Origin of the sequence: Schaalia sp. Marseille-Q2122, from assembly GCF_903645355.1 — a bacterium.
Classification (GTDB): domain Bacteria; phylum Actinomycetota; class Actinomycetes; order Actinomycetales; family Actinomycetaceae; genus Pauljensenia.
The window spans coordinates 100354-126950 of record NZ_CAHJXR010000006.1; the positions used below are offsets into that span (position 1 = coordinate 100354).

16 protein-coding genes and 4 tRNA genes are annotated in these 26597 nt (G+C 60.4%); 10 read left to right on the forward strand and 10 right to left on the reverse strand.

Annotated elements, in window-relative coordinates; translation table 11 throughout:
* Positions 1-61: 61 nt before the first annotated feature.
* Positions 62-4858 (reverse strand): SdrD B-like domain-containing protein, encoded by a 4797-nt coding sequence (locus HWX48_RS08030; protein ID WP_217701612.1) that lies wholly within the window; start codon positions 4856-4858, stop codon positions 62-64.
* 335 nt (positions 4859-5193) lie between these two features.
* Entirely contained in the window at positions 5194-7029 is a 1836-nt protein-coding gene (locus tag HWX48_RS08035; RefSeq protein WP_175956422.1) for a phosphoenolpyruvate carboxykinase (GTP), read from the reverse strand.
* A gap of 232 nt (positions 7030-7261) precedes the next feature.
* On the opposite strand from HWX48_RS08035, the gene HWX48_RS08040 reads away from it, so the two are divergent.
* The 3 genes from HWX48_RS08040 to HWX48_RS08050 all read left to right on the forward strand — a co-directional run bounded on the left by HWX48_RS08040 (position 7262) and on the right by HWX48_RS08050 (position 9553).
* Complete coding sequence (locus HWX48_RS08040) at positions 7262-7891, forward strand: DUF47 domain-containing protein (RefSeq protein ID WP_175956423.1); 630 nt, start codon at positions 7262-7264, stop codon at positions 7889-7891.
* A gap of 4 nt (positions 7892-7895) precedes the next feature.
* Positions 7896-8957: an inorganic phosphate transporter gene (locus tag HWX48_RS08045; protein WP_175956424.1), complete on the forward strand. Its 1062-nt coding sequence runs from the start codon at positions 7896-7898 to the stop codon at positions 8955-8957.
* Between the two features lie 143 nt (positions 8958-9100).
* Complete coding sequence (locus HWX48_RS08050; protein ID WP_175956425.1) at positions 9101-9553, forward strand: septum formation family protein; 453 nt, start codon at positions 9101-9103, stop codon at positions 9551-9553.
* 18 nt (positions 9554-9571) lie between these two features.
* Here the strand turns inward: HWX48_RS08050 and HWX48_RS08055 are convergent, their stop codons facing one another.
* From HWX48_RS08055 to HWX48_RS08065, 3 genes are all read right to left on the reverse strand, one after another.
* Complete coding sequence (locus tag HWX48_RS08055; RefSeq protein ID WP_254873024.1) at positions 9572-10636, reverse strand: NUDIX domain-containing protein; 1065 nt, start codon at positions 10634-10636, stop codon at positions 9572-9574.
* Positions 10637-10776: 140 nt separating this feature from the next.
* A complete protein-coding gene (locus HWX48_RS08060; protein WP_254873025.1) occupies positions 10777-13398 on the reverse strand; it encodes an RNA degradosome polyphosphate kinase in 2622 nt (873 codons plus the stop codon).
* Between the two features lie 119 nt (positions 13399-13517).
* The gene (locus HWX48_RS08065; protein WP_175956427.1) at positions 13518-14234 is read right to left on the reverse strand and encodes a hypothetical protein; all 717 of its coding nucleotides are present in this window, start codon (positions 14232-14234) and stop codon (positions 13518-13520) included.
* 92 nt (positions 14235-14326) lie between these two features.
* On the opposite strand from HWX48_RS08065, the gene HWX48_RS08070 reads away from it, so the two are divergent.
* Together HWX48_RS08070 and HWX48_RS08075 are read left to right on the forward strand one after the other, a co-directional pair.
* Positions 14327-14398: transfer RNA gene (locus tag HWX48_RS08070), tRNA-Lys, on the forward strand.
* A 473-nt stretch (positions 14399-14871) separates the two neighbouring features.
* Complete coding sequence (locus HWX48_RS08075) at positions 14872-15366, forward strand: hypothetical protein (RefSeq protein WP_175956429.1); 495 nt, start codon at positions 14872-14874, stop codon at positions 15364-15366.
* Between the two features lie 168 nt (positions 15367-15534).
* Here the strand turns inward: HWX48_RS08075 and HWX48_RS08080 are convergent, their stop codons facing one another.
* Genes HWX48_RS08080 through HWX48_RS08090 form a run of 3 tightly spaced genes read right to left on the reverse strand, consistent with a single transcriptional unit; the run spans position 15535 to position 18669 of the window.
* Positions 15535-16416: a DMT family transporter gene (locus HWX48_RS08080; protein ID WP_175956431.1), complete on the reverse strand. Its 882-nt coding sequence runs from the start codon at positions 16414-16416 to the stop codon at positions 15535-15537.
* Positions 16403-16834: a peptide-methionine (R)-S-oxide reductase MsrB gene (msrB, locus tag HWX48_RS08085; RefSeq protein ID WP_175956433.1), complete on the reverse strand. Its 432-nt coding sequence runs from the start codon at positions 16832-16834 to the stop codon at positions 16403-16405. The genes HWX48_RS08080 and msrB overlap by 14 nt, the downstream gene beginning before the upstream one ends.
* 59 nt (positions 16835-16893) lie before the next feature.
* Positions 16894-18669 carry a mechanosensitive ion channel family protein gene (locus HWX48_RS08090; protein WP_175956435.1) on the reverse strand — a complete coding sequence of 592 codons (1776 nt, stop codon included), beginning with the start codon at positions 18667-18669 and terminating at the stop codon, positions 16894-16896.
* 159 nt (positions 18670-18828) lie between these two features.
* Between HWX48_RS08090 and HWX48_RS08095 the strand changes: the two genes are divergently transcribed.
* The 4 genes from HWX48_RS08095 (at position 18829) to HWX48_RS08110 (ending at position 19976) form a co-directional block, all read left to right on the forward strand.
* Positions 18829-18901: transfer RNA gene (locus tag HWX48_RS08095), tRNA-Glu, on the forward strand.
* Between the two features lie 52 nt (positions 18902-18953).
* Positions 18954-19027 (forward strand) — tRNA-Asp (locus HWX48_RS08100).
* A gap of 26 nt (positions 19028-19053) precedes the next feature.
* Positions 19054-19129: transfer RNA gene (locus HWX48_RS08105), tRNA-Phe, on the forward strand.
* Between the two features lie 256 nt (positions 19130-19385).
* Positions 19386-19976, forward strand: a complete 591-nt coding sequence (locus tag HWX48_RS08110) for a DUF421 domain-containing protein (RefSeq protein WP_368483991.1) — start codon at positions 19386-19388, stop codon at positions 19974-19976.
* 224 nt (positions 19977-20200) lie between these two features.
* Here HWX48_RS08110 and HWX48_RS08115 read toward each other — a convergent pair whose 3' ends face one another.
* Both HWX48_RS08115 and tadA read right to left on the reverse strand, forming a co-directional pair.
* Positions 20201-24547: a DUF5979 domain-containing protein gene (locus HWX48_RS08115; protein WP_175956439.1), complete on the reverse strand. Its 4347-nt coding sequence runs from the start codon at positions 24545-24547 to the stop codon at positions 20201-20203.
* A 429-nt stretch (positions 24548-24976) separates the two neighbouring features.
* Complete coding sequence (gene tadA, locus HWX48_RS11260) at positions 24977-25756, reverse strand: tRNA adenosine(34) deaminase TadA (protein ID WP_254873026.1); 780 nt, start codon at positions 25754-25756, stop codon at positions 24977-24979.
* A gap of 125 nt (positions 25757-25881) precedes the next feature.
* Here tadA and upp point away from each other — a divergent pair, with 125 nt between their 5' ends.
* The gene (gene upp, locus HWX48_RS08125; RefSeq protein ID WP_175956441.1) at positions 25882-26520 is read left to right on the forward strand and encodes a uracil phosphoribosyltransferase; all 639 of its coding nucleotides are present in this window, start codon (positions 25882-25884) and stop codon (positions 26518-26520) included.
* Positions 26521-26597 lie beyond the last annotated feature (77 nt).

Genomic DNA, 26597 nt, shown 5'->3' on the forward strand with positions numbered 1-26597 from the left:
ACAGAAACCAGGCCGCAGCTTCAGGTGAGGTATCCCCTGTGGGGATTCTCGTGTGCCTCGTTTATCGGGTCATGCGTCGGCGTGCCCACACACCAGCAGCACCAGCAGCCACGATCAACACCGCGATACCGCCAGCCACTGCCGCATCAGCACCAGTCTTAGCGACCTTGCCAGGCACAGGATCCTTGACCTTGACAAAACCAAAGTCCAAGGTCATGTCCTGATCACCATGCTTGACCAAGCTCACCGAAGAAACCGAACCCGACGACGAATCATTCGACACATCCCCAGTGGCATTGGGCTTAGTCGCCACATAGCCCGACGGAACCTTCACAGACACCGTGTACTTCTGACCATCCTTGAGCACAGGCAACTTCTCAAAGACATACTTACCGTCCTTGTCAGTTGTCACCACCGGCACGACCTTACCGTCAACATCAGTCACAGACTTACCATCAGGACCAGTCAAGGTCAGCTCAACACCAGCAATACCAGGCTCACCAGCATCCTGACGACCATTGCCATTGGAATCAAACCACACGAAATCACCAACAGACACAGTCGCGTACACAAGACCAAAGTCAAGACTCAGATCCTGATCGCCATCCTCAAGAAGATCACCAGAAGACTCCGACCCCGTCGAAGAATCATTATCCCTAGTAGTCCCCTCAGCCTGAGCCACAGTATGCGTGTACTGAGCAGGATAAGCAATGCTCACCGTGTAGCTCTGACCAGGCTGAAGAACAGGCAGATTCCCAAACGTGTACTTGCCATCCTTATCAGTGGTAGCAACCCCCACAGGATTACCATCCACATCCACCACAGGCTTACCATCAGGGCCAGTCAGCGTCAGCTCGATACCTTCAACACCAGGCTCATCCGCGTCCTGCTTGCCATCCTTATTGGAGTCAAACCACACGAAATCACCAACAGACACCGTCGCCTTGACAAAACCAAAGTCCAACGTGTCATCCACACGCCCATCAGCCACCAACGGCTTAATCGTCTGATCACTACCCGTCGCCGAGTCATTCGTCGGATCAGTACCCGGAGCCTGCGCAATAGTCGGCGTCATATCGTAGGGGAAACGCGTCACCTCAACCGAATAACGCTCCGCATCCGCAAGAACGGGGAGGTTTTCGAACAGGTACTTACCATCACCCTTAGTGGTCAACACCGCGTTGTAGGGCTTGCCATCGGCATCAACAGCAACCTTCTGACCATCAGGCCCAAAGATAGTCAGCTCAACACCAGCCAAACCAGGCTCACCAGCATCCTGCTTACCATCCTTATTGGAATCAAACCACACAAAGTCACCAACAGAGACCCGCGCATTGACGAAACCAAAATCCAACGTCCGATCCGACGCGCCATCCACAGTCAGCTCCTGAGCGGTAGCCTTCCCAGCCTGCGCATCAGAATCCTTAGCAGGATCATCATCACCAGCTTCAACGGTGGGAGTGTACTTGGCAGGAACCTGAACCGAAACCACATACTTCACACCAGCAGGCAACACCGGCAGGTTTTCGAACAGGTAAGCACCATCAGCCTTGGTCACAATCGCAGCGACCGGCACAGCATCAGCCTTATCCACATCATCAACATGCACAACCGGCTTGCCATCAGTGCGGCTAATAGTCAAGGTTGCCCCTTCAATACCGGGCTCACCATCATCCTGGAGACCATTCTTGTTGGAATCAAACCACACAAAGTCACCAACAGAGACAGCGGCACGAACATACCCAAAGTCAAGGGTCATATCGGACGCGCCATCGGTGGTCAGATCCGCAGACTCAGCCTTACCAGCCTTCGCATCAGAATCCTTAGCAGGATCATCATCACCAGCCTCACTGGTGGCAACCCATCCGCGAGGCAGATCGGTGACCTTGACAACGTAGTGAGTACCAGCAGGCAACGCCTGCAGATTCTCAAAGGAATACAAGCCCTGCTCATTAGTCTTCGTCGTCAAAGCAGCCAGAGGCTGACCATCAGCACCATTGACAGCAGCACCATCCGAACGAGAAATCGTCAGAGTCACGCCCTCAATACCAGGCTCACCATCACCCTGAAGGCCATCCTTATCAGAGTCAAACCAGACAAAGTTACCCACAGACACAGCAGGCTTAATGAAACCAAAGTCCAAGCTCATATCAGAGGCGCCATCGGTGGTCAGATCCGCAGACTCAGCCTTACCAGCCCCAGCCTCAGAATCCTTCTCAGTATCGGCACCCTGCTTATCCTTCGTCGCCTGGTAACCAGCCGGAGCAGTCACACTCACAACATAGTGAGTACCAGCAGGCAACGCCTGCAGATTCTCAAAGGAATACAAGCCCTGCTCATTGGTCTTCGTCGTCAAAGCAGCCAAAGGCTGACCATCAGCACCATTGACAGCAGCACCATCCGAACGAGAAATCGTCAGGGTCACGCCCTCAATACCAGGCTCACCATCACCCTGAAGGCCATCCTTATCGGAGTCAAACCAGACAAAGTTACCCACAGACACAGCAGGCTTAATGAAACCAAAGTCCAAGCTCATATCAGAGGCGCCATCGGTGGTCAGATCCTTGGACTCAGCCTTACCAGCCCCAGCCTCAGAATCCTTCTCAGTATCGGCACCCTGCTTATCCTTCGTCGCCTGGTAACCAGCCGGAGCAGTCACACTCACAACATAGTGAGTACCAGCAGGCAACGCCTCAAGACCAGTAAAGGAATACTCACCCTGAGGATTAGTCACCGTCGTCAAAACAGCCAGAGGCTGGCCGTCAGCACCGTTGACAGTAGCGTCATCCGAACGAGAAATCGTCAGAGTCACACCCTCAATACCAGGCTCACCATCACCCTGAAGGCCATCCTTATCAGCATCGAACCACACGAAGTTACCAACAGACACAGCAGGCTTAATGAAACCAAAGTCCAGCGTCATGTCGGAGGCGAGGTCTTCTTCAAGCGGACCTTGCGAGAGCACCCAGTCGGTGCTGGAGTTCAAGTCAACCGTCACGCCCGCGGTGTCAGCCTCGGTCGGAATGTATCCGCCCGGAGGGGGAGTCACCATCGTGACCTTGTACTTCTTGCCTGCGTGAGCACCGGTCAGCGGGGGCAGCTTATCGAAGACGTAGCGGCCATCAGCCTTGGTGGTCAGATCAGTGACCGGCTGACCTTCAACATTGGTCACCGGGGTGTCGTCATCGTAGGTGAGCTTGAGAACAGCGCCAGCAAGGCCACTTTCAGTGTCGTCCTGCTTGCCGTTCTTATTCTCATCGAACCAGACGTAGTTACCCACGGATACCGACGGCGTCAGCTTGGCAGTGTTTTCCAGCTGGACGGTGGTGACCTTCTGCGATTCGATCACGAAGGAGATTTCGTTCTTACCCTTTTGATCACCGACAGTGAAGAGGGGTTCGCCCCAGACGACGTCGCTGGGCAGAGCAGGGTTCGTTCCCGCTGCATCTTCGACGAGGCGAATGGTGGTGCCAACGGGGAAGGGCATATCGCCGCCGTTGGGGTAGGGGTTGACCGCGTCGAATGCCAGAGGCATCTTCACGGGGTTTTCAGGAGCGGTCCAGCCGGGGTAGTCGGTGGCTTGCCTTCCCACGGGCAGAGTCCAGTGGACGTTGAGCATCGCCTTGCGTGCGGGGTCGGCGAGGACGGCGTCACGCTTGGGTCCGCCCAGGGTCTTGGAGACGCGGAAGGAGCCGTAGTTGTCCTGCATGACAGCGGTTGCGCCTGCAGATGCGGTGTAACCTGCCGACTTCACCTGGCGGAAGAAAGGCTCGTTTTGGCCATCGGAGAGTTCAACGTTGTTCTTCAGTACGACGCCGTCGACGACCTTGCCGTCGTGCTTGGTGATGTAGAGGAACTTGTAGTTGACATCGTCTTGCCATTCGCCCGAGAGCTTCGTAATCCGGTAGGTTGCGGTCTTACGATCAGGGGAGATGTCGGTGTCAATCTTGAAGCTTCCCAGCTCAAAGTCATCGGGGAATCGACCGGGGACCGAAGGAGTGGAGTCTCCGCCGGTAGCGTCGGGACGACCAACGAGGGTGGTCCAGGGAAGCTCGGGGTTCTCCTTGGTCTGGATGATGTAGAGCTCGGTGATGTCGGTGAAGGTCTGAGGACCTTCCAGCGTGTCCTTAATGACGATGGGGTTAGGCAGCGCCTGACCCTTCTTCTCCGCAGCAGCCTTCAGGGAGCGGCCACTGAAGACCACGTACCAGCGCAGGAAGCGGGCGTCAGAGGGGACACCGTCATGGCTCTTGTGCAGGGGCTGATCGACCCACTGCTTGGGGCGGCGCCCCTCTACGGCCTGCCCTTCAGGCATGGTGGCCTCGCGGGGGACGCCATTACCATCGAAGTTAATGGTCGTGCCGGTCTTATCGACAACTGCGGCGGCGAAGTAGCCGCTGCCTCCCACACCGGTCCTACCGGTGAAGTCGATCTGATTTTCAAAGATACAGGTGATGGCCTTGCGTTCGGGGTAACAGGTACCGATCTTCTGATCGCCCCACATGAAGTCGAACTTGTTCGTCTCGTTGATATTGAGTTGAACGGGCACACCGACACGGAGGGAGTCGCCTGGTTGGGGACGAGGAGCGGTGTCGTCGAGGCTCCACTTCCAGGTGATCAATGCGGACTCGTTGAGGTAGACGGGGCCGGCAACGCCAGTCTTATCACTGCCGCCGCCCCAACGCTTCATGACAAAGTCAGAAACGACGATGTCTGCGCGGTTCGTGTGGTTCGTCGGCGGGGCTTCTGCACGTGCCGCGAAGTGTGGCGAGGCAAAGAACACTCCGCTCACCACGAGTACAAAGGCGATGAGGATCGCCAAGGGCCCCCTCAAGGACCGCATTCCAACAGGTTTCATAAACTCTCCCGGGTCAGATCAGTGACAGAATTGAGTTGAAATTTGCACCGAAATTGGGTTATTTCGGTCAACTTTCCTCGTTCATCAGATCCAGTGTATTGAGGAATATGAAAGGCCGCAATAGAAAATGGGAATTCGCTGGGAGAAAGCCCCATAAACCCTCTTAATTCGGCTTGAATTTTATATAAGACCTGGTCAGCGACTATCAGTTTTCTCCCAGATTCCGCCAAAGAACACTGAAGGCCCCCGCCTCATATTGAGGCGGGGGCCTTCAGTGTGCGAACAATCACCAGCGCTGAATATGACCGCTCAGCAGCTCAGTGATGAGCTCATCATCAGTCGCGTGCAGCGGCAATACGCTCACGGAACTTGGCCAGCTGCTCGAGGATCGGAGCAGGCACCTTGTCGCCGAAGGTCTTGAAGTACTCTTCGGTGTCATCCATCTCTGCAGCCCATGCGTCGGGGCAGATATGGAAGAGCTTGGCCCAGGATTCCTCGGTGACATCAAGGCCGTCGAGGTTGAAGTCCTCGAACTTGGGGTAGCGGCCGGTCACGCCGTCGATGGCCTCAACCTCACCAGCGACGCGGCGAACAATCCAGTCCAGAACGCGGCTGTTGTCGCCGTAGCCCGGCCACAGCCAGTTACCCTCATCGTCCTTACGGAACCAGTTGACCTGGTAGGCCTTGGGGAACTTGTCGCCCAGCTTGGCCTGCATGTCCAGCCAGTGGCCCCAGTAGTCGGCCATGTTGTAGCCGCAGAAGGGCAGCATGGCGAAGGGGTCGTGACGCAGGGCGCCAGCCTTGACGTCGGTGGCAGCAGCGGTGACCTCGGAGGCCACGGAAGCACCAATGAAGACACCGTGAGCGGGCTCGTACTGCTCAGCAACCAGCGGCACGTTGGAAGCGCGGCGGCCACCGAAGAGGATGGCATCAACGGCCACGCCCTCGGGAGCTTCCCAGTCAGAGCAGATGATGGGGCACTGCGAGGCGGGAACAGTGAAGCGGCTGTTCGGGTGAGCAGCCTTCTCGCCGGACTCGGGGGTCCAGTCGTTGCCATGCCAGTCAATGAGATGAGCGGGGACCTCGCCATCGATGCCTTCCCACCACACGTCACCATCGTCGGTCAGAGCGACGTTGGTGAAGATGGAGTTGGCCTTCATGGTCTCCATAGCCATCGGGTTGGTGGAGTAGGAGGTGCCGGGGGCAACACCGAAGAAGCCAGCTTCGGGGTTGATGGCGTAGAGGCGGCCATCGGGGCCAGGACGCATCCAGGCGATGTCGTCACCAACGGTCTCGACCTTGTAGCCGGGGATGGTGGGCTCAAGCATGGCCAGGTTGGTCTTGCCACAAGCCGAGGGGAAGGCAGCGGTGATGTGGAACTGGCGGCCGTCGGACTCGCGGGTCAGACGGAGGATGAGCATGTGCTCAGCCATCCAGCCATCGCGCTTAGCCATGGTCGAGGCGATACGCAGGGCGAAGCACTTCTTACCGAGCAGGGCGTTGCCGCCGTAGCCCGAACCGAAGGACCAGATCTCGTTGGTCTCGGGGAAGTGGGTGATGTACTTCTCGTCGTTGCAGGGCCAGGTGGTGTCTTCCTGACCGTCTTCGAGGGGCACGCCAACGGAGTGGACGGCGGGAACCCACGGCTTGCCCTCAGCAATGAGGTCCATGGCTTCCTTACCCATACGGGTCATGATGCGCATGTTGCACACCACGTAGGGGGAGTCGGAGATCTCGATACCCAGCTGCGAGATCGGACCACCCAGGGGGCCCATGGAGAAGGGAATGACGTACATGGTACGACCCTTCATGCAGCCGGTGAACTTTTCCTTAAGGGTGGCCTTCATTTCCACCGGATCTGCCCAGTGGTTGGTGGGGCCTGCATCTTCTTCCTTCTCGGAGCAGATGAAGGTACGGGACTCCACGCGAGCAACATCGGAAGGAAGCGAACGAGCAAGGAAAGAGTTGGGGCGCTTCTCTTCGTTCAGGCGGGTGAACACACCGGTCTCAACCATGAGGGAGGTGAGGCGATCCCACTCTTCCTGGGTGCCGTCGGAGAACTCAATGGCGTCGGGGGTGGTCAGAGCTGCAACTTCAGCAACCCATGCCAGCACGTCTTCGGGGGTGTTCGCGGGCGCTGCTGCGCGCACGTCCTGTTCAGTCACGGACATTTTGCCTCCTGAGGCTATCGGTAATTCCGGGACGCGGATCCGTCCCTGATCTACATGTTCAATCATCCCTGACTGATCCCGATTTTGCAGGGGCGGTAGGTCCCGTGAACACCGTGTGCAGTGTCACAATCGGAGAAAATGGCTGAATTCTGCCCCTTCGGGTTATCGCACTTCGGGACGATCTGGCCTAATCTGGATTTGTTGATATTCCCTGACCAATTCAGGAGGAACCGTGGGACTTCGCAAGCCCGAGGGTCCGTCATTCTTTGACCTCTTCACCACCCAGGCAACAAAACTCGTCACCGGCGCCGAGATCCTCGCTGCCCTACTCGGAGCATCACCCGAAGAGCGCGTCGCCCTTCGCGACCAACTCCACGACGTTGAACACGAAGGCGACGAGATCAACCACCTCGTCGTCCGTAAGCTCAACCAGTCCTTCGTCACCCCCTTCGACCGTGAAGACCTCGGCTTCCTGGCAGCCCGCCTGGATGACTGCATGGACCTCATGGACGAGGCCGGCGACCTCATCGTCCTCTACGGCATCCACGACCTCCCCGAGGAGATCAACAGCCTCCTCGCCGCACAGGTCGACGTCCTCACACGTTGCGCCGTACAGACCGCTGAATCCATGCCCAAGTTGAAGTCCCCCCTGGACCTGCGTGACTACTGGATCGAGATTAACCGCCTCGAAAACGAGGGCGACCGCGCCTACCGCATCACCCTCACCACCCTCTTCGACTCCGGCCTTGACCCCGTGACCATCATTAAGGTCAAGGACGTCATCGAAGTCCTTGAGCGCTGCTCGGACCGCTTCGAAGACCTCGCCAACGGCATCGAAACCATCGCAGTGAAGGAGTCCTGAGACCGTGGACCTCAACCTGGTCCTGGTAGTCACGGTCATCGTCATCGCGCTGGCCTTCGACTACACCAACGGCTTCCACGATGCTGCCAACGCCATCGCAACATCGGTCTCCACCCGCGCCCTCACCCCCCGCGTGGCCCTCATTATGGCCGCGATTATGAACGTGATCGGCGCACTCCTGGGCACCGACGTCGCCAAAACCATCGGTAAAGGCATCATCGACATTCAACACTACTCAGCCTCCCCTGACATTGGCATGCAGCGTGAAGGCCTGATTATTGTGCTCGCAGCTCTCATCGGCGCTGTCGTCTGGAACCTCATCACCTGGTGGTTCGGCCTGCCTTCGTCATCCTCCCACGCCCTCATCGGCGGCCTGGTGGGTGCGGGCCTGGCCTCGGCTACCCAAATCGAGTGGTGGGGGATCTTCACCCACGTCATCATCCCGATGTTCGGCTCGCCCCTCATTGGCTTCTTCCTCGGCTACTTCCTCATGAAGTTGGTCCTGAGGATGCTCGCCAACCTGCCCTACCACCGAACCATGCGTCACTTCCGAGTCCTGCAAACCATCTCCGCAGCCGCAATGGCACTGGGACATGGCCTGCAGGACGCACAAAAGACCATGGGCGTCATCGTCATGGCCCTCCTGGCGGGCGGCTACGGGGAACACCACAACATCCTTGACCCCGTCACCGGCGAAATGACCATCCCCCTGTGGGTTAAGCTCGCCGCCGCCATCGCCATCTCGGCAGGCACCTACGCGGGCGGCTGGCGCATCATGCGCACCCTCGGCCGTAAGATCATCGACCTTGACCCCGCCCGCGGATTCGTCGCCGAGGGCGTGGCCGCAACCGTCCTCTACGTGTCAGCCTTCGCCCTGCACGCCCCCATCTCCACCACCCACACGATCACCTCAGCAATCCTGGGTGTGGGCGCCACGCGCCGCTTCTCGGCAGTGCGCTGGGGAGTTGCAGGCAATATCGTCGTGGCATGGTTCCTCACCCTGCCCGCAGCCGCCCTCGTCGCGGCCCTATGTTTCTGGGCAACACACGCGATCCTGGGCGTCTAAGTACCGCGCGTGACCGGGGCTGGCCCCGTGGACAACAGTTCACGAGGCCAGCCCCACCACTATGTTCAGCCCACTCCCATTCGCTATTCATCCAGGCGGGGAATACTCTAAAGACGTTGTCACCACACGAAGGGCCAATCACCATGAGCGTCACCCAACGCAGGAAGGGCATCCCACCCGCTTCTGTGCGTTACGCCCTGGCAGCCGCCGCCGCCCTCCTCCTTTCCTCCTGCTCCCAATCCCTCATCTTGCACCTCAAGGAAGGCCAGTGCGTCAACCTTCCCACTGAGGCCAGCGCCGCCACCATTGACGTCCTCTCCTGCTCTGCCGATCACGACGCGGAGATCGTTGGCGTCGAAGAAATCCGCGAAGAGGCTCTTCCACCAGAAAGTACCCTCGAAGAACTCGCCTTCACCCAATGCCACGCGCACTTCACGCGCTACGTAGGGGTGGACGCTCACGACTCCCATCTTGACGCCATGTGGCTACTACCAACGCCGGCCTCATGGAAAGCGGGCGATCGCTCCATCGTGTGCCTGGCCGTCGTCTCAGATGACACTCCACTGACATCCAGTGTGAAAGACAGCCACTTTTAGGCCGACAGCTGGCGTCACTTAGCGCGAAGCACCGTGGCGCTCCACAGCAAGAACCACACGCTCTCCCCCACGCTCAACGCCCTCGGGCATCTGCGCCACATGCGCCACTACCGCCTCTGCCGTTCCCAACCACGGGGACTCCTGCGGGAAAGCCAGTTGCACCTGCGCATTTGAGCGCCCCTGAAGGACCGAGAATATCGCTGGCAAGGTCGGACGATGAGCGCACAGCACCGTCGGCTCCGACAGGTCAGCGAGCACGCCCACCACCGCCTGCGCCACGCCCTCAAGGCGCTCCTTCGCGGCATCCTCGGTCAACTCCGCGCGGGCATCAACAGGCAGATCAGCCAGGCTCGCATAGGGAAGAAGAGTCTGAACGCAGCGCGTCCACTCCGAGGACACCAAGCGCGCCACACCAAAAGCAGACAGCATATCCACCGCCGCCATACTCTGACGCACGCCCGTGCGCGTCAGCACGCGCCCAGCCTCACTGCCCTGCCACGAGGAGCGCGACACAGCCTTCGCATGGCGCAGCACCACCAGCGGCATCGTCACCAGCGTGCCCGCATGAGCATGGGCCAACACCTCCGTCAGCAGACGGCGATCCCCCCGCCGAGTAAGCAAACGGTCAGCCTTTGACGGAGACACCCAGCGGGCCTGATCAATCTCCCGACGAGGCGCCCGCTCCACCGGGGGACGCACGCGCGCCGCAGGAGAATCCTCAGCCACATGACCCACCCAGTAGCGCACCTCTTTAATCTGGCCGCTGCCCAGACGGTAGCGCTGCACAGTCAGAGGCATGCCCAGGCGAATCAGTTCGCCAGTTTCTTCCTCCACCTCACGCACCGCGGCAGAAACAATAGGTTCGCCGACCTCACTCTTACCCTTCGGCCACGACCAGTCGTTGTAACGAGGGCGGTGAACAATGAGGATCTCAATATCCTCATCACGAATGATTTCCCCCAGCTGAGCCCGGCGGGAAGGATCCCTGAACCGCCACACGACAGCACCAGCCGAGCGCACCAAGTGCGAGGGGATCGGACGCGGGCGAAAACGAGACACGCCTATAAGAGTAGCCGTGTTCACAGCGCCTTGCGCCCTCCGTCACGGTGATGGACCCTCGGCTATCACCCACAGAGCGCACACCCACGCGGTTTTCCCCAAAAAGGTGAGATGAGCGGCTTTCCTTCAAACCTCAAGAGGCTCAGGCGCGACCACTCCCCCACTCAGGTAGCTGAACGGCCCACGACGCGCGCGGACGCCTCGTCCATCAGGACGGACTGCATATCCTCCAAACGCGCCCCGTCCTTCGCGCGGATGCGACGCTTCCACGTGCCATTCTTCCGCAGGTTCCACGAGGCCGTCTGCGGGGCCACCCCACGGCGGATCAGCGCAGCCAAACGGGCCGTGTGCTCAGGTTCCGTCAGCCGCACGAGCGCCTCCACCCGACGGTCAAGATTGCGATGCATCAGGTCAGCCGACCCGATCCACACTTCCTCTTCCCCCTCAGGGCCAAAGGCGTAGATCCGCGAATGCTCCAGATAGCGGCCCAGAACCGAACGGACCTTAATGTTCTCCGACAGTCCCTGCACCCCGGCTCGGATCGCGCAAATGCCGCGCACCAGCACATCGACGCGCACCCCCGCCTGGGACGCCCGGTAGAGAGCGTCAATGACGGCCTCATCGACAACGGCATTGACCTTAATGCCAATCCACGCATCCTTGCCCTCCTGCTTGCGGGCAATCTGGCCGTGAATACGTTCAATGAGCCCATCGCGGATCGACATCGGGGCCACCAGCAGACGATGGAAGGTGGAACGAGGCGCATAACCCGACAGTTGGTTAAACAGGCGGGTCATATCCTGGGCGACGTCAAGATCATCGGTGAGTAGCCCCAGGTCCTCGTAGCCGCGAGCGGTCTTGGGGTGGTAGTTGCCGGTGCCGATATGGCAGTAGCGGCGCAGACGATCGCCCTCTTGGCGCACCACGAGGGAGAGCTTGCAGTGAGTCTTGAGGCCGACCATGCCGTAGACGACGTGAACGCCCGCGCGCTCAAGCTTGCGCGCCCAGGAAATGTTGGCCTCTTCATCAAAGCGGGCTTTAATCTCGACAATGGCGACCACCTGCTTACCCGCGCGCGCCGCCTCAATGAGGGCCGACACAATCGGCGAATCCCCCGAGGTGCGATACAGGGTCTGCTTAATGGCCAGCACCTGCGGGTCGCGGGCCGCCTGGGTGATGAAGGACTGCACCGAGGTCGCGAAGGAATCATAGGGGTGGTGCAAGAGCACGTCACGCTGCCGGATCGAGGCAAAGATATCTGCCGGGCGGGCCGACTCCACAGCCGCCAAGCCCGCCGATGTCACCGGCACATACTTGGGGTACTTGAGGTGGCTGACCTCCAGGTCGTGCAGGGTATTGCACAGGGTGAGGTCTAGGGGGGCGGGCAGGGTGAAGACATCCGCTGCGGTGATCTCCAGCTTTTCCATAAGGAAATCAAGGATGACCTTCGAGGTCGTCTCGGCCACCTCCAGGCGCACCACCGCGCCGAATCGACGCCGCGCGAGCTCCTCTTCCATTGCCGTCAGGAGGTTTTCAGCGTCGTCTTCTTCCACCTCCACATCGGAGTTGCGGGTGACCCGGAAGGCGTGGGCTTCGACGATTTCCACACCCGGGAAAAGATGATCCAAATGGGCCTTGACCAGGTCCTCGACCGTGATGAAGGTGGCGCCTTCAGGGCGGCGAATAAAGTGCTCTGCGCTGCCGTCACGCCCTGCAGTGTCCACGTTGATGACACGAGGCAAGGAACGCGGCACCTTCACGCGCGCAAAGTGCAGCTTACCCGTCAACGGGTTGCGCACGAGGACGGCCAGGTTAATTGAGAGGCCTGAAATGTAGGGGAACGGGTGGGAGGGGTCGACCGCGAGCGGGGTGAGGACCGGGAAGAGCTGGCGCCGGAAGAAGGTGGTCATACGTTCTTGCTGGTCAGAAGACAGATCCTGCCAGGAACGCAGGTGGATCCCCTCTTCAGCGAGGGCGGGAACAATGACATCTCGGAAGTGCTCAGCCTGACGGGTCGTCAATTCGCGGGTGCGCGTGCGGATCGCGTCCAGGACCTGCGTGGGTTCCAAACCCGAGGCCGACATCTTCGCGATCCCCGCAGCGAGGCGACGCTTGAGGCCAGCCACACGCACCATGAAGAACTCATCCAGATTGGACGAGAAGATCGCGCTAAACCAGGCGCGCTCCAGCAGGGGCAGTTCCACGTCTTCGCTTTGTTCAAGGACGCGCTGGTTGAAGGCCATCCAGGAAATCTCACGGTCAGCGAAACGTCCCTTCGGCAGAGGGTGTTCGGCACCCATCGGCTGACTCATGTCCATACGCAAGGACAGGTCAGGCAGGGTGAAGCCGTCCTCTTCCCAGTCGAGGTCGTATTCGGCGTCCTCATGCTCGCAGCCAACCAGTTGCGCGGCATCAGCGGGGACAAAGAAGTCCTGCGCGCGGGGGCTGGCCACATTGTCAGTATTGAGCTCGTCGGCGAGGGCGGCGTCCGTGGCGGGGGAAGGTGCGGACATGACCTGCTCGACCTCCGCTGGGCTCTGCGCTAGGTCTTCGGCTGGGCTCTGGGCCGGAGCTTCCGCTGGGGTGGCCTCTGAGCTGTCCTGTTGGTCTTCCTGCTGGTCATCCTGCGGTTCACCCGCGAGGGGGGCCAGCGCGGCGGCCTCGTTCAACGGGACGTCTTGAGCGTCAGCCTCGTCCAGCGCATCTTGCGAATCTTGGGCGAACTCAGGCACAGTCTCCATGCCCGCCTCATCAGCAGCTTCAGGAACAACCACAGCGTCAGACATCGCCATCCCCTTCGAAAAACCTTCGCCCGCGCATCCACCATCGCAATGCAGCCCGAGCCCTACTCATTCTGTCGATGAGTTCTCCCAGACTAGCGCAGAACAGGAAAGCCGTGGCGGCCCTAGTCCAGCTTCCCCACGCGAGCTCGAGATGCCGCATCCTCTAGCTCCTCCGCTGTGCGCAGCAAAGCCCTCGCGCGGGTCGTCACCGGATGCGCCAGCGGGTCGGAGGGATCCTCAATCCACTGCGCATTCTCACCAGCAGCCAACACCCGCATGAGCGCAGCAGCCTGGAGGCAAATGCCCTCAAGGTCATCATCGCTTGCCTGCCCGTGCAGCAACGCCAGACAGCGCGCGTCCACGGCCTCGACGCTCAGAGCCTCCGGCCAGCGAGAATGGCCGTCAGGATTTCCTGAAGCCTTCTGGCTGGCCTGGCCATCCTGGCTGCGCTGCTGCTCTTGGCGACACTCCTCTTGGCGACGCTGCTCCTCTTGGCGACGCAGTGCGCTCACGCCCTGCGCGAAGCGCTCCTCCACGAGGGCATGATCACGCCGCACCCACTCGCTGAGCAAAAAGATGCGCCACATGGCGCCAGGAAGGGTGAACTCCGGGCTGCGCGACCACATGTGCGCAACCGCATCGACGCCCTCGTCAGCAATGGAGGCGCGCAGACGCTCCACCGCCGCATCAAATTCCTCATCCCCCACCCCAAGGAGTGCCCAGGCGGAGGTGTGCGCAAGTTCGGAGGCAAGTGCTGGATCGGTATCGCCCACAATGGCGTCCGCAGCCTGCGGATCAAGCATCGCGGGGCGTCGAGGCTGGAAAGGGCGTTCGGCCATTGCAGTGTCCTTCGTTTTGTAGAATGGGAAAGTCTGCCTACACTCTGTAGGTAACGTGTTCGGGTCACGCGGTGATCGCGGACCGTGACAGTGGGCCTATAGCTCAATGGTAGAGCAGCGGACTTTTAATCCGTGGGTTCGGGGTTCGAGTCCCCGTGGGCCTACATTTTCCCTGATGGGAAAGCCGATCCCCCGGCTGGCGTGAGTTGGCCGGGGGATCAGTCTATCCGCCAGGCACAGATCCCGCCCGCCGGGCACAGGTCCTACCACCGGGCCCAGATAGCACCCGGCAGTCACAGGTCCCAGCCAACGACCTCCGATTCCACCCACCTGGCATAGACCCTGCCCAACACTCAGCAATTTCGCCCGGGCACAGCGCCAGTAAGGTGACATTTGTTGCATAGCGCGACACTTGCGACCTTTTGAGACGCCCATACCCGTCACACAAGACAACAACAGTCACACAACTCGGCTCCGCACTGTGTCGCACCGACATGCCCTCGCGCCTCCCCACCATGGTCGGCCCTGAGCTTTCACAGCGCATTCTTAAGTTCCTCAAATCAGTGTGATAACCCGCATTGCGACAGTAGAGGCAGTTGATCGGACTCACCGATCCCCGACCCTGTGAAGGACTGTTATGTCTCCCTCCTCCCTCGTCCCCAGCATCTCTGCCCTGCCCTCGCAGATGTCCAGCATTCTGCCCGGTGCAACATCCCAGATCGCCACGCGAGTGGGCGGCCCCGACGCCAGCCTCCGCATCCTCTTTAACCTGGTCGAAGGCCTCGTCATTGCCGGACTGATTGCCCTGGTCATCGCAGTGTCCTGGTGGGTAGCCAAACGCTACCTCCCCACACCTCCCGCGAAAGATCTCCTGACGCGCCTGGATGAAAACCTCGTCAATGGCCGCGTCCCCCCCGAGGACTATGCGCGCATCCGTGCTGAACTGATCCGCGCTCGCTCAGGCCAGAGCCAGGCACCAGCCTCTCCTGCCGCCGCGCCTTTCACTGAAGCAACGCCCGCACCAGAGGCAACGCCCGCCACGCAAACCTCGCCCGCCACGCAAACCACCCAAGCTTCACCCACGAGCCTTACCGAGCACACCCCCGACAGGAAGGAGGACACCCCCAACTAAACCCTCACGCACTCCACCAGGAGTTCTCTCCCCCTCACACGTACGGCATGAGAACCGTACCGAGGCACAACAATGACAGAACAGGGCCCAGGCATGCCTCCGCATGCCTGGGCCCTCACACATGGACACGCAACCACCCCAGGTCAACGCCCCCTCACGCACCCAGCACTAGGGGCGAGACGTGCGCGAGGTAATGGCCACCGCCACCGAGATCAACACCAGCCCCAACAATTCACCCACACCGGGAATCTGGCGTAGCATCAACGCGCCAACCAAGGCCGACGTCGCAGGCAACAGAGCCGTGAAGAGGGCGAAGGTCGACGCACTCACCCTCGACATTGCTACAGCCTCCAGGGAGTAGGGCAACACCGTGGACAGCACACCCACCCCCAGAAGAGCCACAAACACACGCCAATCGGCCCCAACCACGCTGATAGACGACGCGAAGAGAGGAGCAGTCACTAGCGCACCAACACTCGACCCCAGCGCCAAGTTGGTAATCCCCGAGCGCTGCGAAGCAATGTGCTGCCCCAGCATGATGTACAGCGCCCACATCGCAGCCGCCGACATAATCCACGCCACGCCAATCACCACATTGGGATCACTCAGATCAATGCCGATGCCGCCAATAGACACCACCCCACCCAAGGCAAAGAGGGCAGCGATACGAGGCGCCCAGCCCCGGCCTCGTAAAACGGCAACAGAGACGGGGCCGATGAACTCTAAAGACACGGCCGTACCCAGCGGCAGGTACTCAATGGCCTGGTAGAAGGTCATATTCATCGCCGTCATCGCCAGGCCAAAAACCCCCGAACGCAGCAGGTCAGCGCGGGTCAAGCGATCACGCCACGGGCGGCGCCACGCCAGCAGCATGGCGGCGGCAATAAGGATCCTCCACCACGCCACCTCCGACGGGCTCATCACCGCAAACAAGCCCACCGCAATGGCCGCGCCAATGTATTGAATGAGCGCCGATCCAACAATGAACACCTGCGGCGGAACACGGTCAACCAGGACACCAGAGGCGCCCCGCGAGTCACTCGGCGGCATCGAAAGACAAAGACACAGAGTTCATGCAGTAACGCAACCCCGTCGGCTGATCGGGAGCATCCTCGAACACATGACCCAGATGAGAATCACACGCAGCACACAAAACCTCGGTGCGCACCATACCGTGAGAGCGATCCTCACGGGTGACAACCGCGGCATCTTGCGGATCGTAAAAGCTTGGCCACCCGCAGTGGGAATCAAACTTCGTGTCCGACCGGAAAAGCTCAGCGCCGCAGGCGCGGCAACGGTAGATACCCTCGCGTTTCTCGTCGAGCAATTCGCCGGTGAAAGGACGTTCCGTGCCCGCCTCACGCAAGACGTGATACTCCATGGGGGTCAAGACGCGCCGCCACTCAATCTCCGTGCGGCGAGCAGACCCAGCAGGCTGAGGAACGCCCGAGGTAGCATCCGTGGTCATCGTCAACATCCTTTCACTCTCATCTTTCTTCACAGCGTTAACAGGCGAATATACACCTGTCACGTCAAGGCGTCGGCCTCACCAGAATGTTCGTCACGGTTACTGGAACCGAGTGCGGATGCGCCCGAACTGTGAGCCTTGCGACCTTCTTCCGCCTCACGCTTGTGGCGCGCACGGACGGCGGCCTCACGCTCCTCAATGGCCTCCTGGCCGGGGCCGGCGAAGATCTGGGAGCGTTCCTCCGCGTCCGGCGACCCCGAGTACAGGCGCGAGCCTCGCCCATCAGTGTCCGCCTTCGCAGCCGCAGTCGCCCCCTCAGTTGCGCCATTCTTCTGGCCGCGAATCGCAGCGAGGATCTCTCCCACCTGCGACATGGACAGGATCTGCGTTTTCTCCTCCGACGAGGCCACCGCAGCCGGTTCCTGACGCCCCTGCGCCAAGTCGCGCTGGCGCTGAGCGAAGGCGCGCCGCCGCGCCTTCTTCGCCTTCTGGCGGGCTGCCGTCAGACGCGCGGCATGGACCGCGTCATCAGCATCCTCCTGCACCGCCTGCGGCACGCGAGGAGTGGAGGCGGGCGCGGCCGTCGTATCGGCGGCGATACCGGACAGCTCAGCTGCCAGGCGGGCGACGACCTCGTGAGAGGGATCATGCTCGACGCGAACGGCCTCGTAGCGCTGGTAGCGGGTCGTGGGGCGCACCCATGGCTCTTCCTCAACGATCCACTGGATAAGGCTTTCACGCACGTGACAGCGCAAATCCCACAGGCGGCCTGAGTTCTCCGCCGACAGGAGGACACGCACCACGACAGAATCCTTATCCGAATCCGTCATCTGCACCGCCCAGCTGCGCCCATCCCACAGGTCCGTGGCGGTAATGATCTCCTCAACCTTCGCACGGATGAGGGCCATGGGCGCGGCCCAATCCAGGCGCAGCTCCACCGTGCCCAACTGCTTGGCGGCGCGCCGCGTCCAGTTTTCAAAGGTTGTCGTCGTGAAGAAGGAGGAGGGAATCACCAGTCGGCGCTCATCCCAAATGCGCACCACCACGTAGGACAGGGTGATTTCCTCAATCGCACCTGACTCGTTCTTCGGTCCGGCAACGACGACGTCACCCACGCGAATGGCATCGGTGAAGGCCAGCTGGATGCCAGCGAAGACGTTGCCCAGCGTGGATTGGGCGGCCAGGCCCGCAACGACAGAAATAATGCCCGCCGAGGCCAGTACTGTCGCCATCCCCTGACGCGCACCCGGGAAGGTGAAAGCGACGAAGCACAGGCCCAGAATGAGGACGATGAGTTGGCCGAGGCGGCGCAGGACTTGCGCTTGGGTTTCAAAGCGGCGCGAGCCTCCCCCGTCTGCCTCTTGGCGGATGCGGGCGGCGTCCTCGAGGATCCACAAGGAGGCGCGCACAACCCAGGTTGTCGCCAGGATCCCGAGGATCAGCAGCGCGTGCAGGGCGATCTCGATGATCGCCCCGTTGGGGTAGGTGGTCAGGTCCTCACCCCACACAGCAAAGAATTGCCCCAGGTAGGCGCCCCAGGTGATGAACATCCAGTAGCCCGGTCCGCTGGTTCGTTTGACGAGGGCGGTGAGGATGCGGGACTTGCGGACGAGCATCCTCAGGATCGTTGCGGCGATGACCGCCACCACCAAGCCGATGCCCGCGCCAGCAAGGGGCAGCACGATGTGTTGGGTGACTTCAAGGATCCGCGCGCCCAGATCACCGCCCGTGACGGCCTCGGGGTCGAGGGAGCATCGGGGATGGGAGCTCCGGGGCGGGGACCTCGGGCGTGGGCGTGCGGGGGTCAGCAGGGGTGTCGTCACTGTGTGCTGCATGGCTTCAGCCTACGGGGATCGCGCTTTGCGCGAAAAGCCGAAATATCGCCACTTTCCGCGCCTGTGATGGGCCTCACCGCGAATGGATTTGCCAAGAGGGGTACTCGCATGGATATTATTTACTTCGTCCTCAGGGCGGCTAGCCCAGAGGGTCGCAAGGCCCCCATCGTCTAGAGGCCTAGGACACCGCCCTTTCACGGCGGCGACACGGGTTCGAATCCCGTTGGGGGTACTCCTCGTGTTGAACGTGGAAAACAAGTGAATAGGTCTTGTACTTATCGCAAGGCCCCGTAGCGCAGTCGGTTAGCGCGCCGCCCTGTCACGGCGGAGGTCGCGGGTTCGAGTCCCGTCGGGGTCGCCGACCAGATCGGTTGATCAGGTCCTGGCTCTGTAGCTCAGTTGGTAGAGCGTTCGACTGAAAATCGAAAGGTCACCGGATCGACGCCGGTCGGAGCCACCACTGAGGCCCGGAATCCCAAGGATTCCGGGTTTTTCGTATGCCCAGCTTGAAGCCCCTCGCTGACACCTAGCCCTGCCTCCCCCTCGCCCGCTAGCCCGCAGTAGCGTTAAGGTGAGTAACTCACGCAGGCGTCGCCCCACCGCCACACGAGTCCATCAGGGAAGGGAAAGCACCACATGTCCATCGACCTCATGTTCTACCTATACTCCCTTCTGAAGTTCACCACCGGTTTCCTCATCATTGCCACCTACCTCAGCTGACGAATAAGCTTCAAAGCGGGCCGGTCACCCCCATTGATTACATTGGCAACTTCGTGCTCGGCGGCATTATCAGCGGCATCATCTACAACAGCGAAATCCCCTTCCACCGTTTCGTCCTCGTCCTGCTTATCGCCATCGGCATGATCTCCCTGCTGAACTTCATCACCATGCGTTTCCTCAGCGTCCGCCAGGCCGTCACCTCCGACCCTTTGCCCATTATCGTCAACGGCGTCTTCCAAGTGGGCACAGAGGAAGGAGGCAATGCCTTCGACATCATCACCTTCATCTCTCAGCTGCGCGCCCGTGGCATCTACTCCCTTGAGGACATTGCCTTCGCTCAAGTCGAGCCCGACGGCTCCCTGACCGTCATTAAGAAGGGCGAGGGCGTGATCAACACCCTGCTGGTGCGCCATGGGCAGATTCTTCACAACTACCTGGAAGCCATTGAACGCGACGAGGCATGGCTAATGGGTGAGCTTGCTGAGGAAGGCCTCGAGCTTGACGACGTGTACATCGTCGAGTTCTCCCGGGAAAAGCACCTGTTCATCGTCAAGAAAGACGGAAGCTGTATCGCCAAGGAGATCTAGCCCCGCCACGGCGACGATCACGCCCTGGAACGGCCTGAGGGAGGGCTCGTACCCTCAGAGGCCGCTAAGGGGGAGGGCCACGTGGTGCCCCTGGCTCTATCAGGCACTTTCCCTCACTCCACAGACACCACCCCTCAGAGCGACGCATACACGACATAGAGAGGCGGGCGAGGGTAACCCCTCGCCCGCCTCACATTGAGCGCTCTATCTAGCGATAGCCAGACTCATCGACGGCGCCGCACGATCCAGGTGATAGCGCCACCGAGAATCAGAGCCACAGCAGCGATACCAACCACAGTCATTGCAGTCGAACCCGTGGAGGCAAGCTTGCCATAGGCCTTCTTGGTGGGAGCCTGAGCCTTCGGAGTGTCCTTGCCTGTGCCGGAGGTGGAATCCTTCGACTGGTCCTTACCGGTCTGGGGCTGATCCGTGCCCGGCTGACCAGGCTTGGTGTCGTCGGGCTTGTCCTGGGGCTTTTGGGTGTAGGCGTTGACGAAGTTCAATGCCACTACGTCATCCGCTGCACCAATCGTGGCCGTTTGTGCGTCAGGAGCCGCCAGAGTGAATCCGGGGATCTGAGCACTGTCGACGTTTTCGGTGAAGGTGCATTCGGTGCCCACAGGCATGGGGTCGCCAGCCTGTACAGCAACACCATCAGCCTTAACCATCACCTGTCCCTTGACGTTACCGGTGCAGCTGTAGTGGAAGAGGAAGTCCTTGTCCTTGAGCTCATCCTGGACGCCGGTCGCAGTCTTGGCGATGGTGAAGGTGCCGCGGTCAAGCGTGTAGGTGTTGACAGCGTTGACACCCACCGGATCACCATCTTCGGGGATGTCGATGGTGATGGGGCCAGCGCCGCGATCCACGCCGTTGACCGCGAAGGCAAGCCCATGCTGAGTGTGCTCGATAGGTGCGGCCTCTTCAGAAATCACACAGGAGCCGGGACGAGCGTCAATAGAGGCGTTTTCACCTGCAGCGATCTCAACGGACTTCTTCCCCTGGGAGGCTCCGTAGAGGTCGGTGCACTCGTAGGTGAAGGTGAAGTTCTTCCCCTGAGCCTTCCCGGCGCCGTCACCGGCAAGCGACTTGGCGATCACGAAGGAACCGGTCAGTGGGGTGTAACGGTTGGTGACCGTCACGGTTGCTTCAGTGTCCTTCTTCATGACCACTGTGGGATCATCGATCGAGACGACGTTCGCGTAGCCCTTCTGGTAGGCGCCGACAGTGCTTTCATCGACCGAGCACTCAACGCCGGAGGGGATATCGGCGATCGTGGCCGATTCTCCGTTGGCGAGGCTAACCGTGCCAGCCTTGACCGGGTTGGCAGGATCACCACAGGTGTAGGTGATGTCGAAGGAGCGTCCTACGAAGGGAGCACCGTCTTCAACCTCGACCTTCTTAGTGATCACCAGGGAACCCAGGTCGCGCACGTAACTGTTAGTCACGGTGACGTTGGCGGTAGCATCACGAGTGATCTGAACGGGCGAGCCGTCAATCTGGACGCTCTCCGTAAAGCCGTCAACCCTGGGGGCGACCTCGGTCACGGTGCAGGTGCGACCTGCGGGGATGTTGGCAACGGTGTGGGTTCCATCAGCGGCGAGGTTGACTGTATCGGCCTTCCCTGCACCGCAGTCGTAGGCGATTGGGAAGGTCGTCCCAGCGGCGATAGCACCATTGGGATCAGTGAGCTTCTTGGTGATCACCAGGGAGCCGGGCTTCTCAGTGTAGGTGTTCGTCACGACAGCAGCCGATTCTTCATCGGCCTTGATGGTCACATCTGCAGGTAGAACGACCTGCTTGTCGTAGCCGACCTTATCGGGGGCAGTTTCGGTCACGGAGCAGACGGTTCCTGCGGGGATACCGGTGATCGTCTCATGCTCATCATGGCCAAGAGTGAAGGTCTTGGTGATAGCAGGAGTCGAGTTGCAGCTGACATTGATGGGGAACTTCTCTTGAGCGAAGGCCGTGCCATCGGGAACGTTGAGCTTCTTAGTGACCTTCAGCGAACCGGGCTTGGGGCTGTAGGTGTTGGTCACGGTGACCTGAGCGATGGACTCGTCGCTTCCATCGTTGTGCTTGATCGTGACGAAAGCAGGGGTGATCACCGTATCGCGGTTCATCTTGTCGACGTCAGCGTTCACTTCGGCGATCTTGCAACGTTCGCCTTCAAGCAGTTCGTTGACCGTCGCCGACTCCCCGTTCTTGAGGTTGACAACCTTCGGTTGGGGCAGGCTCGGGCAGGAGACGTTGATCTCGAAGGAACGGTCAGCCTCAGCGGTGCCATCAAGGCCGTTGACCTGCTTGGTGATCGTGATCGAACCGTAGCGCGGGGTGTAGGTGTTCGTCACCTCAATGGTGTTGGCACCGCCGACGGTCACCTCGAGGGCACCATTGTTGGGGGCAGTGAAGGCATGATTAAAGCCTGGGATCGCGGCGGCGGCGACGTCCTCGGTCACGCGGCAGGTCGAGCCTGCGGGCACGAGGCCGGACTCGACGGTTCCGTCAGCCGTGACGGCTGCGAAGGCGCCTGCGATTTCCTTACCGTCCTTGGAGCAGACGTAGGAGAGATTGAACTTCTTGTCGCCGGAGTCGGTACCAACAACCTTCTTCGTGACGGAGAAGGTCACACCGGGAACATAGACGTTATCGAACTCGGCAACGGCCGCCTGGCCGTCCTGAATGACGACCTTGGCGATGGCCGGAGGATTCTCAAGGGAGAGTCCGTCAATTTGAGCCTTGGTGACGTCTTCAGCGACAGTACACTTCGTTCCCACAGGCAGTTCGAGCGGCTGCCCGTTCTTCCCGTTGACGGGGTGGTCGGCGCCGTCACCCAGGATGCCCTGCGCGGTACCAGTGGTGCCATCAGTACAGGAGTATTCGAAAGAGTAAGCGTGGGTCGCGCCCTTACCGCCATCACCACCGGTGGTTTTACGGATCGACAGGCGACCCTTTTGCTTCTCAACGGTGTTCTTCACGCGGACCTTGGCAACCTGCTGGTCTGCGAGGACAAGAGTGTGCGACTTCGTTGCCGAAGGTGCAGAGCTCACACCATCGACGACGAAAACAGGATCGAGCCACTGCGCTCCGGGAGTCAGGGCGCGGTCCTTTTCGGTAATAGTGATGCTCGTGCCCGCGGGCAGAGCGGCGAGGGCAACGGGGGTTCCACCTGCGATGATGTTCATCGGGCCGGTGCCGCCCCTCTTGTCGGGCGTGAAGGTGACGCCTGGCCATTCCTGGACAAGACCTGCTTCGAAGCTTGCTTGATCGTCCTGGACGCGCGCGCGGTAGGCCTGGTCGAAGTCGGAGGCGACGCCACCACCGGGAAGGGTGAAGGCGACGTCGAACGCGTAGGGGGCTGCCGGCTCAGTGATGTGGCCAAGGCCGGTACCTAATACTTCCTTAGCGAGGGTGGCGGTCGCCCATCCCTGCCTCATGGTGATTGTCACCTGGGCGGCAGCGTTGAGCGGGCGCTCTGCGCGGGCGCCCATGCCGGTGTCGCGTTCAGTGACAGCGTTGCTGTAGGTGTAGCCGTAGATCACGCCCTTGGGGGAGGTGTTGGCGTGAACGGAGGGAACGACGGTGTAGACGACGCCGGTCTTGAAGGGGCCGGTGAGGGTGATATTGACGGCGGTCTGTCCTCGGAAAGCCTGAGGGTCAGCGCTCACCGCGAAGCCGTCTGCGACAGTGCCCCTGAGGATGGATGCCAGTTGGAAAGGAACCCAGCTGGGAAGGATTGCTCCGGTGGGCTCGTCGACGCGCGTACCGACAACCATACGATTCAAGGTGATGTTCGGACCAAGCACCTGACCCGGACCAAGTGTGTCTTCGAGGACGATGGTTTGCGGGGTTACTCCGTCACCTGCGAGTGGCGCCAAACCGCGCTGGACGCGCGCAGCGTTGAGGCCTTCAATGGTGAAGGAAATTGTGTACCCCAGATTGGGCTGGTCGAGCACGGTGGGAACCAGGCTCTTGGACAGTGGAATGGAACGGTAGGGGGTCATTCCGGGGCGGACAAGCGCTTCACCGCGGGGCAGAGCCACGCGGGTCTGGGTGCCGTTGAGATTCATGTTGACGAAGGAATCATCATTTTCACGAATGGCGGTCACCAGGATCTTGGCGGTGCCTTTCACCTCGATACCGCCCTTGGCGCGCAGCTCGTCAAGTTTGGCATTGAAGCTACACACAAAGTTTGGCCGGGTCAGCTGGCAGCTGCCGACGACCTCTCCTGTGGGCAGTGTGAGGTCCAGGGTATCGATCTTTGATACCGAGGTCGGTGCGCCGAGGAAGTTGTCTCCGAAGCCGACGGTGAAGGACTGCCCCGATCGGGGATCAGCATTGCTGGCGTCCCAGTCGAAGGAGAGACGGGCGACATTGCCGACCTTTAAGGCAGGGTCAGTGGGGTCGACATTGAGATCGCGGTCTGAAGCCTGAATCTTCGGATTCAAGATGGTGATGTCGGTGTTGTCGGCCGCATGGCTCGCTGTGAAGCCGGAGGCTCCGACTAGCATGCCGAGGCCGAGCGCCACTGCTGAGAATGCAGCAATAGGCTTGCTCAGTAGTCTCAAAGACATATTTTTCCTTCCAACAGTCCGCACACTGTCCTGACCATCAGGTCGGGACGTTGCAGTGATCGGCACCGAAGCCCCTATAAAAGGGACACCTCTGGCACGAGTAGATAGTTCCAGCCTATGTGCCTGAGCAGGAGAAAGATAGGGTGGAAATTGACTGGGGCAGGGGGAGAAAGTGCGGTATCACATTCTCAGGCACAAGAAGTAACTTAGGATTCAGATTTGGTGAGGAGATTGGTTTCCGACTCCATATCGGACGCATCCGCACATCTCGCAGAATTCCAAGTCTTGTCCAGTTCGGGACTATAGCGCTCCGGGAAAAAATGACCGCCGGTATGAATTTCAAAGTCAGGAAAATAACTCATTATTTTCCTGACGTGGAATATGTCACCTTTGCAACTAAATGACATTCCGTAACAAAAGAATCATGCCTCAGCGCAAAGAGACCCCACCACGACGACGCACGGTAATGCCGGGAAGAACCCGGCCATGAACCACAGCATCCGCCTCCACAGCAGGAACAACAGACTCAACCACAGGAGCAATAGGCTCCGCACGCACCTCCAACCGCTCCTCATCCGCCCCCGAAATAACGACGAAAGCCTCGTCAGGCAAAGAACCATAACGCGGCGCCTGCCCAATCGGCGGAACGGTCAAACGCGGCCCCTCAACGGGCGCCACCTCAGGCTCACGGGCCTGCGCAAGCTCCTGCTCAACCTTCTCATAACTCACACCCTCCACCAAGGGAGCACCCGAATTCGAGCGGCGCACATCAAAGAAAGCCTTCAACTGCACCGAAGCTTCCTGAGCCAAAACCCCCGGAATCACCTCAACCGTGTGATTCAAGCGAGAATCACGCAACACATCACGCAAAGAACCCGCAGCACCCGCCTTCGGATCCCACGCACCAAACACCACACGATCAACCCGAGACTGCACCGCAGCACCCGCACACATCGTGCACGGCTCAAGGGTCACCACCAGCGTGCAGCCCACCAGATTCCACCGCTTCAAGCGACGACCCGCATCACGCAAGGCCACAATCTCAGCATGGCCTGCCGGATCATGATCCGACTCGCGGCAATTCCAACCCTCGCCAATGATTCGCCCCATCGAATCAAGCACCACGGCACCAACAGGCACATCATCGCCTGCCCGGGCGCGATTCGCTAAGAAAAGCGCGCGACTCATGGCTTCACGCAAGTTGTCCATTTTCACCACTCCGTAAGCGTACCGCGAACCGCCACAGAAGCTAGGATTCGCCCCCGCAAGACAACTTCGTGTTTTCCCGCGCGTGAACGCTGCCCAAAGAGCCATCGGCGCGCTAATCTAGCCCCATGCGCCTCCATATTGCAGATCACCCGCTCATTAACCACAAGCTCACCGTCCTCCGCGACCGCGACACCCCCTCGGCCACCTTCCGACAACTCGTCGACGAACTCGTCACCCTCCTGGCCTACGAGGCAACCCGCCACGTCACCACCACCGACATCGCCATCAACACCCCGGTGGCCCCCACCGTCGGCAAGAAGATCGCCGAACCCCGCCCCATCGTCGTCCCCGTCCTGCGCGCAGGCCTGGGCATGCTCGAAGGCATGACCCGCCTCCTGCCCACCGCTGAAGTCGGCTTCCTCGGCATGAAGCGCGACGAGGAAACCCTCCTCATCGAAACCTACGCCAACCGCCTGCCTGAAGACCTCTCCGGCCGCCAATGCTTCGTCATTGACCCCATGCTGGCAACCGGCCACACCCTCATCGCCGCCATCAACTACCTGCTTGACCTCGGCGCCTCCGACGTCACCGCCATCTGCCTCATCGCCTCGCCCGAAGGCCTGGCCGAGGTAGAAAAGGCCATCGGCGACCGCGTGGACGTCTCCATCGTCGTTGCCGCCGTTGACGAAAAGCTCAACGAAAAGGCCTACATTGTGCCCGGCCTGGGCGACGCAGGCGACCGCCTCTACGGCTGCGTGGACTGATCCTCAAATCGCCAAAACCTGCTCAAACGCGCTGCCCCCGCTACCTCACGGTAGCGGGGGCAAAACCTTAGACAGCC

Bases quoted from the DNA above. Each gene is read 5' to 3' on its own strand.
- HWX48_RS08050 (WP_175956425.1), top strand. From the start codon at position 9,101: ATGAGCGTCACCCAACGCAGGAAGGGCATCCCACCCGCTTCTGTGCGT.
- tadA (WP_254873026.1), bottom strand. From the start codon at position 25,756: ATGGACAACTTGCGTGAAGCCATGAGTCGCGCGCTTTTCTTAGCGAAT.
- upp (WP_175956441.1), top strand. From the start codon at position 25,882: ATGCGCCTCCATATTGCAGATCACCCGCTCATTAACCACAAGCTCACC.
- HWX48_RS08075 (WP_175956429.1), top strand. From the start codon at position 14,872: ATGTCTCCCTCCTCCCTCGTCCCCAGCATCTCTGCCCTGCCCTCGCAG.
- HWX48_RS08090 (WP_175956435.1), bottom strand. From the start codon at position 18,669: ATGCAGCACACAGTGACGACACCCCTGCTGACCCCCGCACGCCCACGC.
- HWX48_RS08080 (WP_175956431.1), bottom strand. From the start codon at position 16,416: ATGCCGCCGAGTGACTCGCGGGGCGCCTCTGGTGTCCTGGTTGACCGT.
- HWX48_RS08060 (WP_254873025.1), bottom strand. From the start codon at position 13,398: ATGTCTGACGCTGTGGTTGTTCCTGAAGCTGCTGATGAGGCGGGCATG.
- HWX48_RS08115 (WP_175956439.1), bottom strand. From the start codon at position 24,547: ATGTCTTTGAGACTACTGAGCAAGCCTATTGCTGCATTCTCAGCAGTG.
- msrB (WP_175956433.1), bottom strand. From the start codon at position 16,834: ATGACCACGGATGCTACCTCGGGCGTTCCTCAGCCTGCTGGGTCTGCT.
- HWX48_RS08065 (WP_175956427.1), bottom strand. From the start codon at position 14,234: ATGGCCGAACGCCCTTTCCAGCCTCGACGCCCCGCGATGCTTGATCCG.
- HWX48_RS08035 (WP_175956422.1), bottom strand. From the start codon at position 7,029: ATGTCCGTGACTGAACAGGACGTGCGCGCAGCAGCGCCCGCGAACACC.
- HWX48_RS08030 (WP_217701612.1), bottom strand. From the start codon at position 4,858: ATGAAACCTGTTGGAATGCGGTCCTTGAGGGGGCCCTTGGCGATCCTC.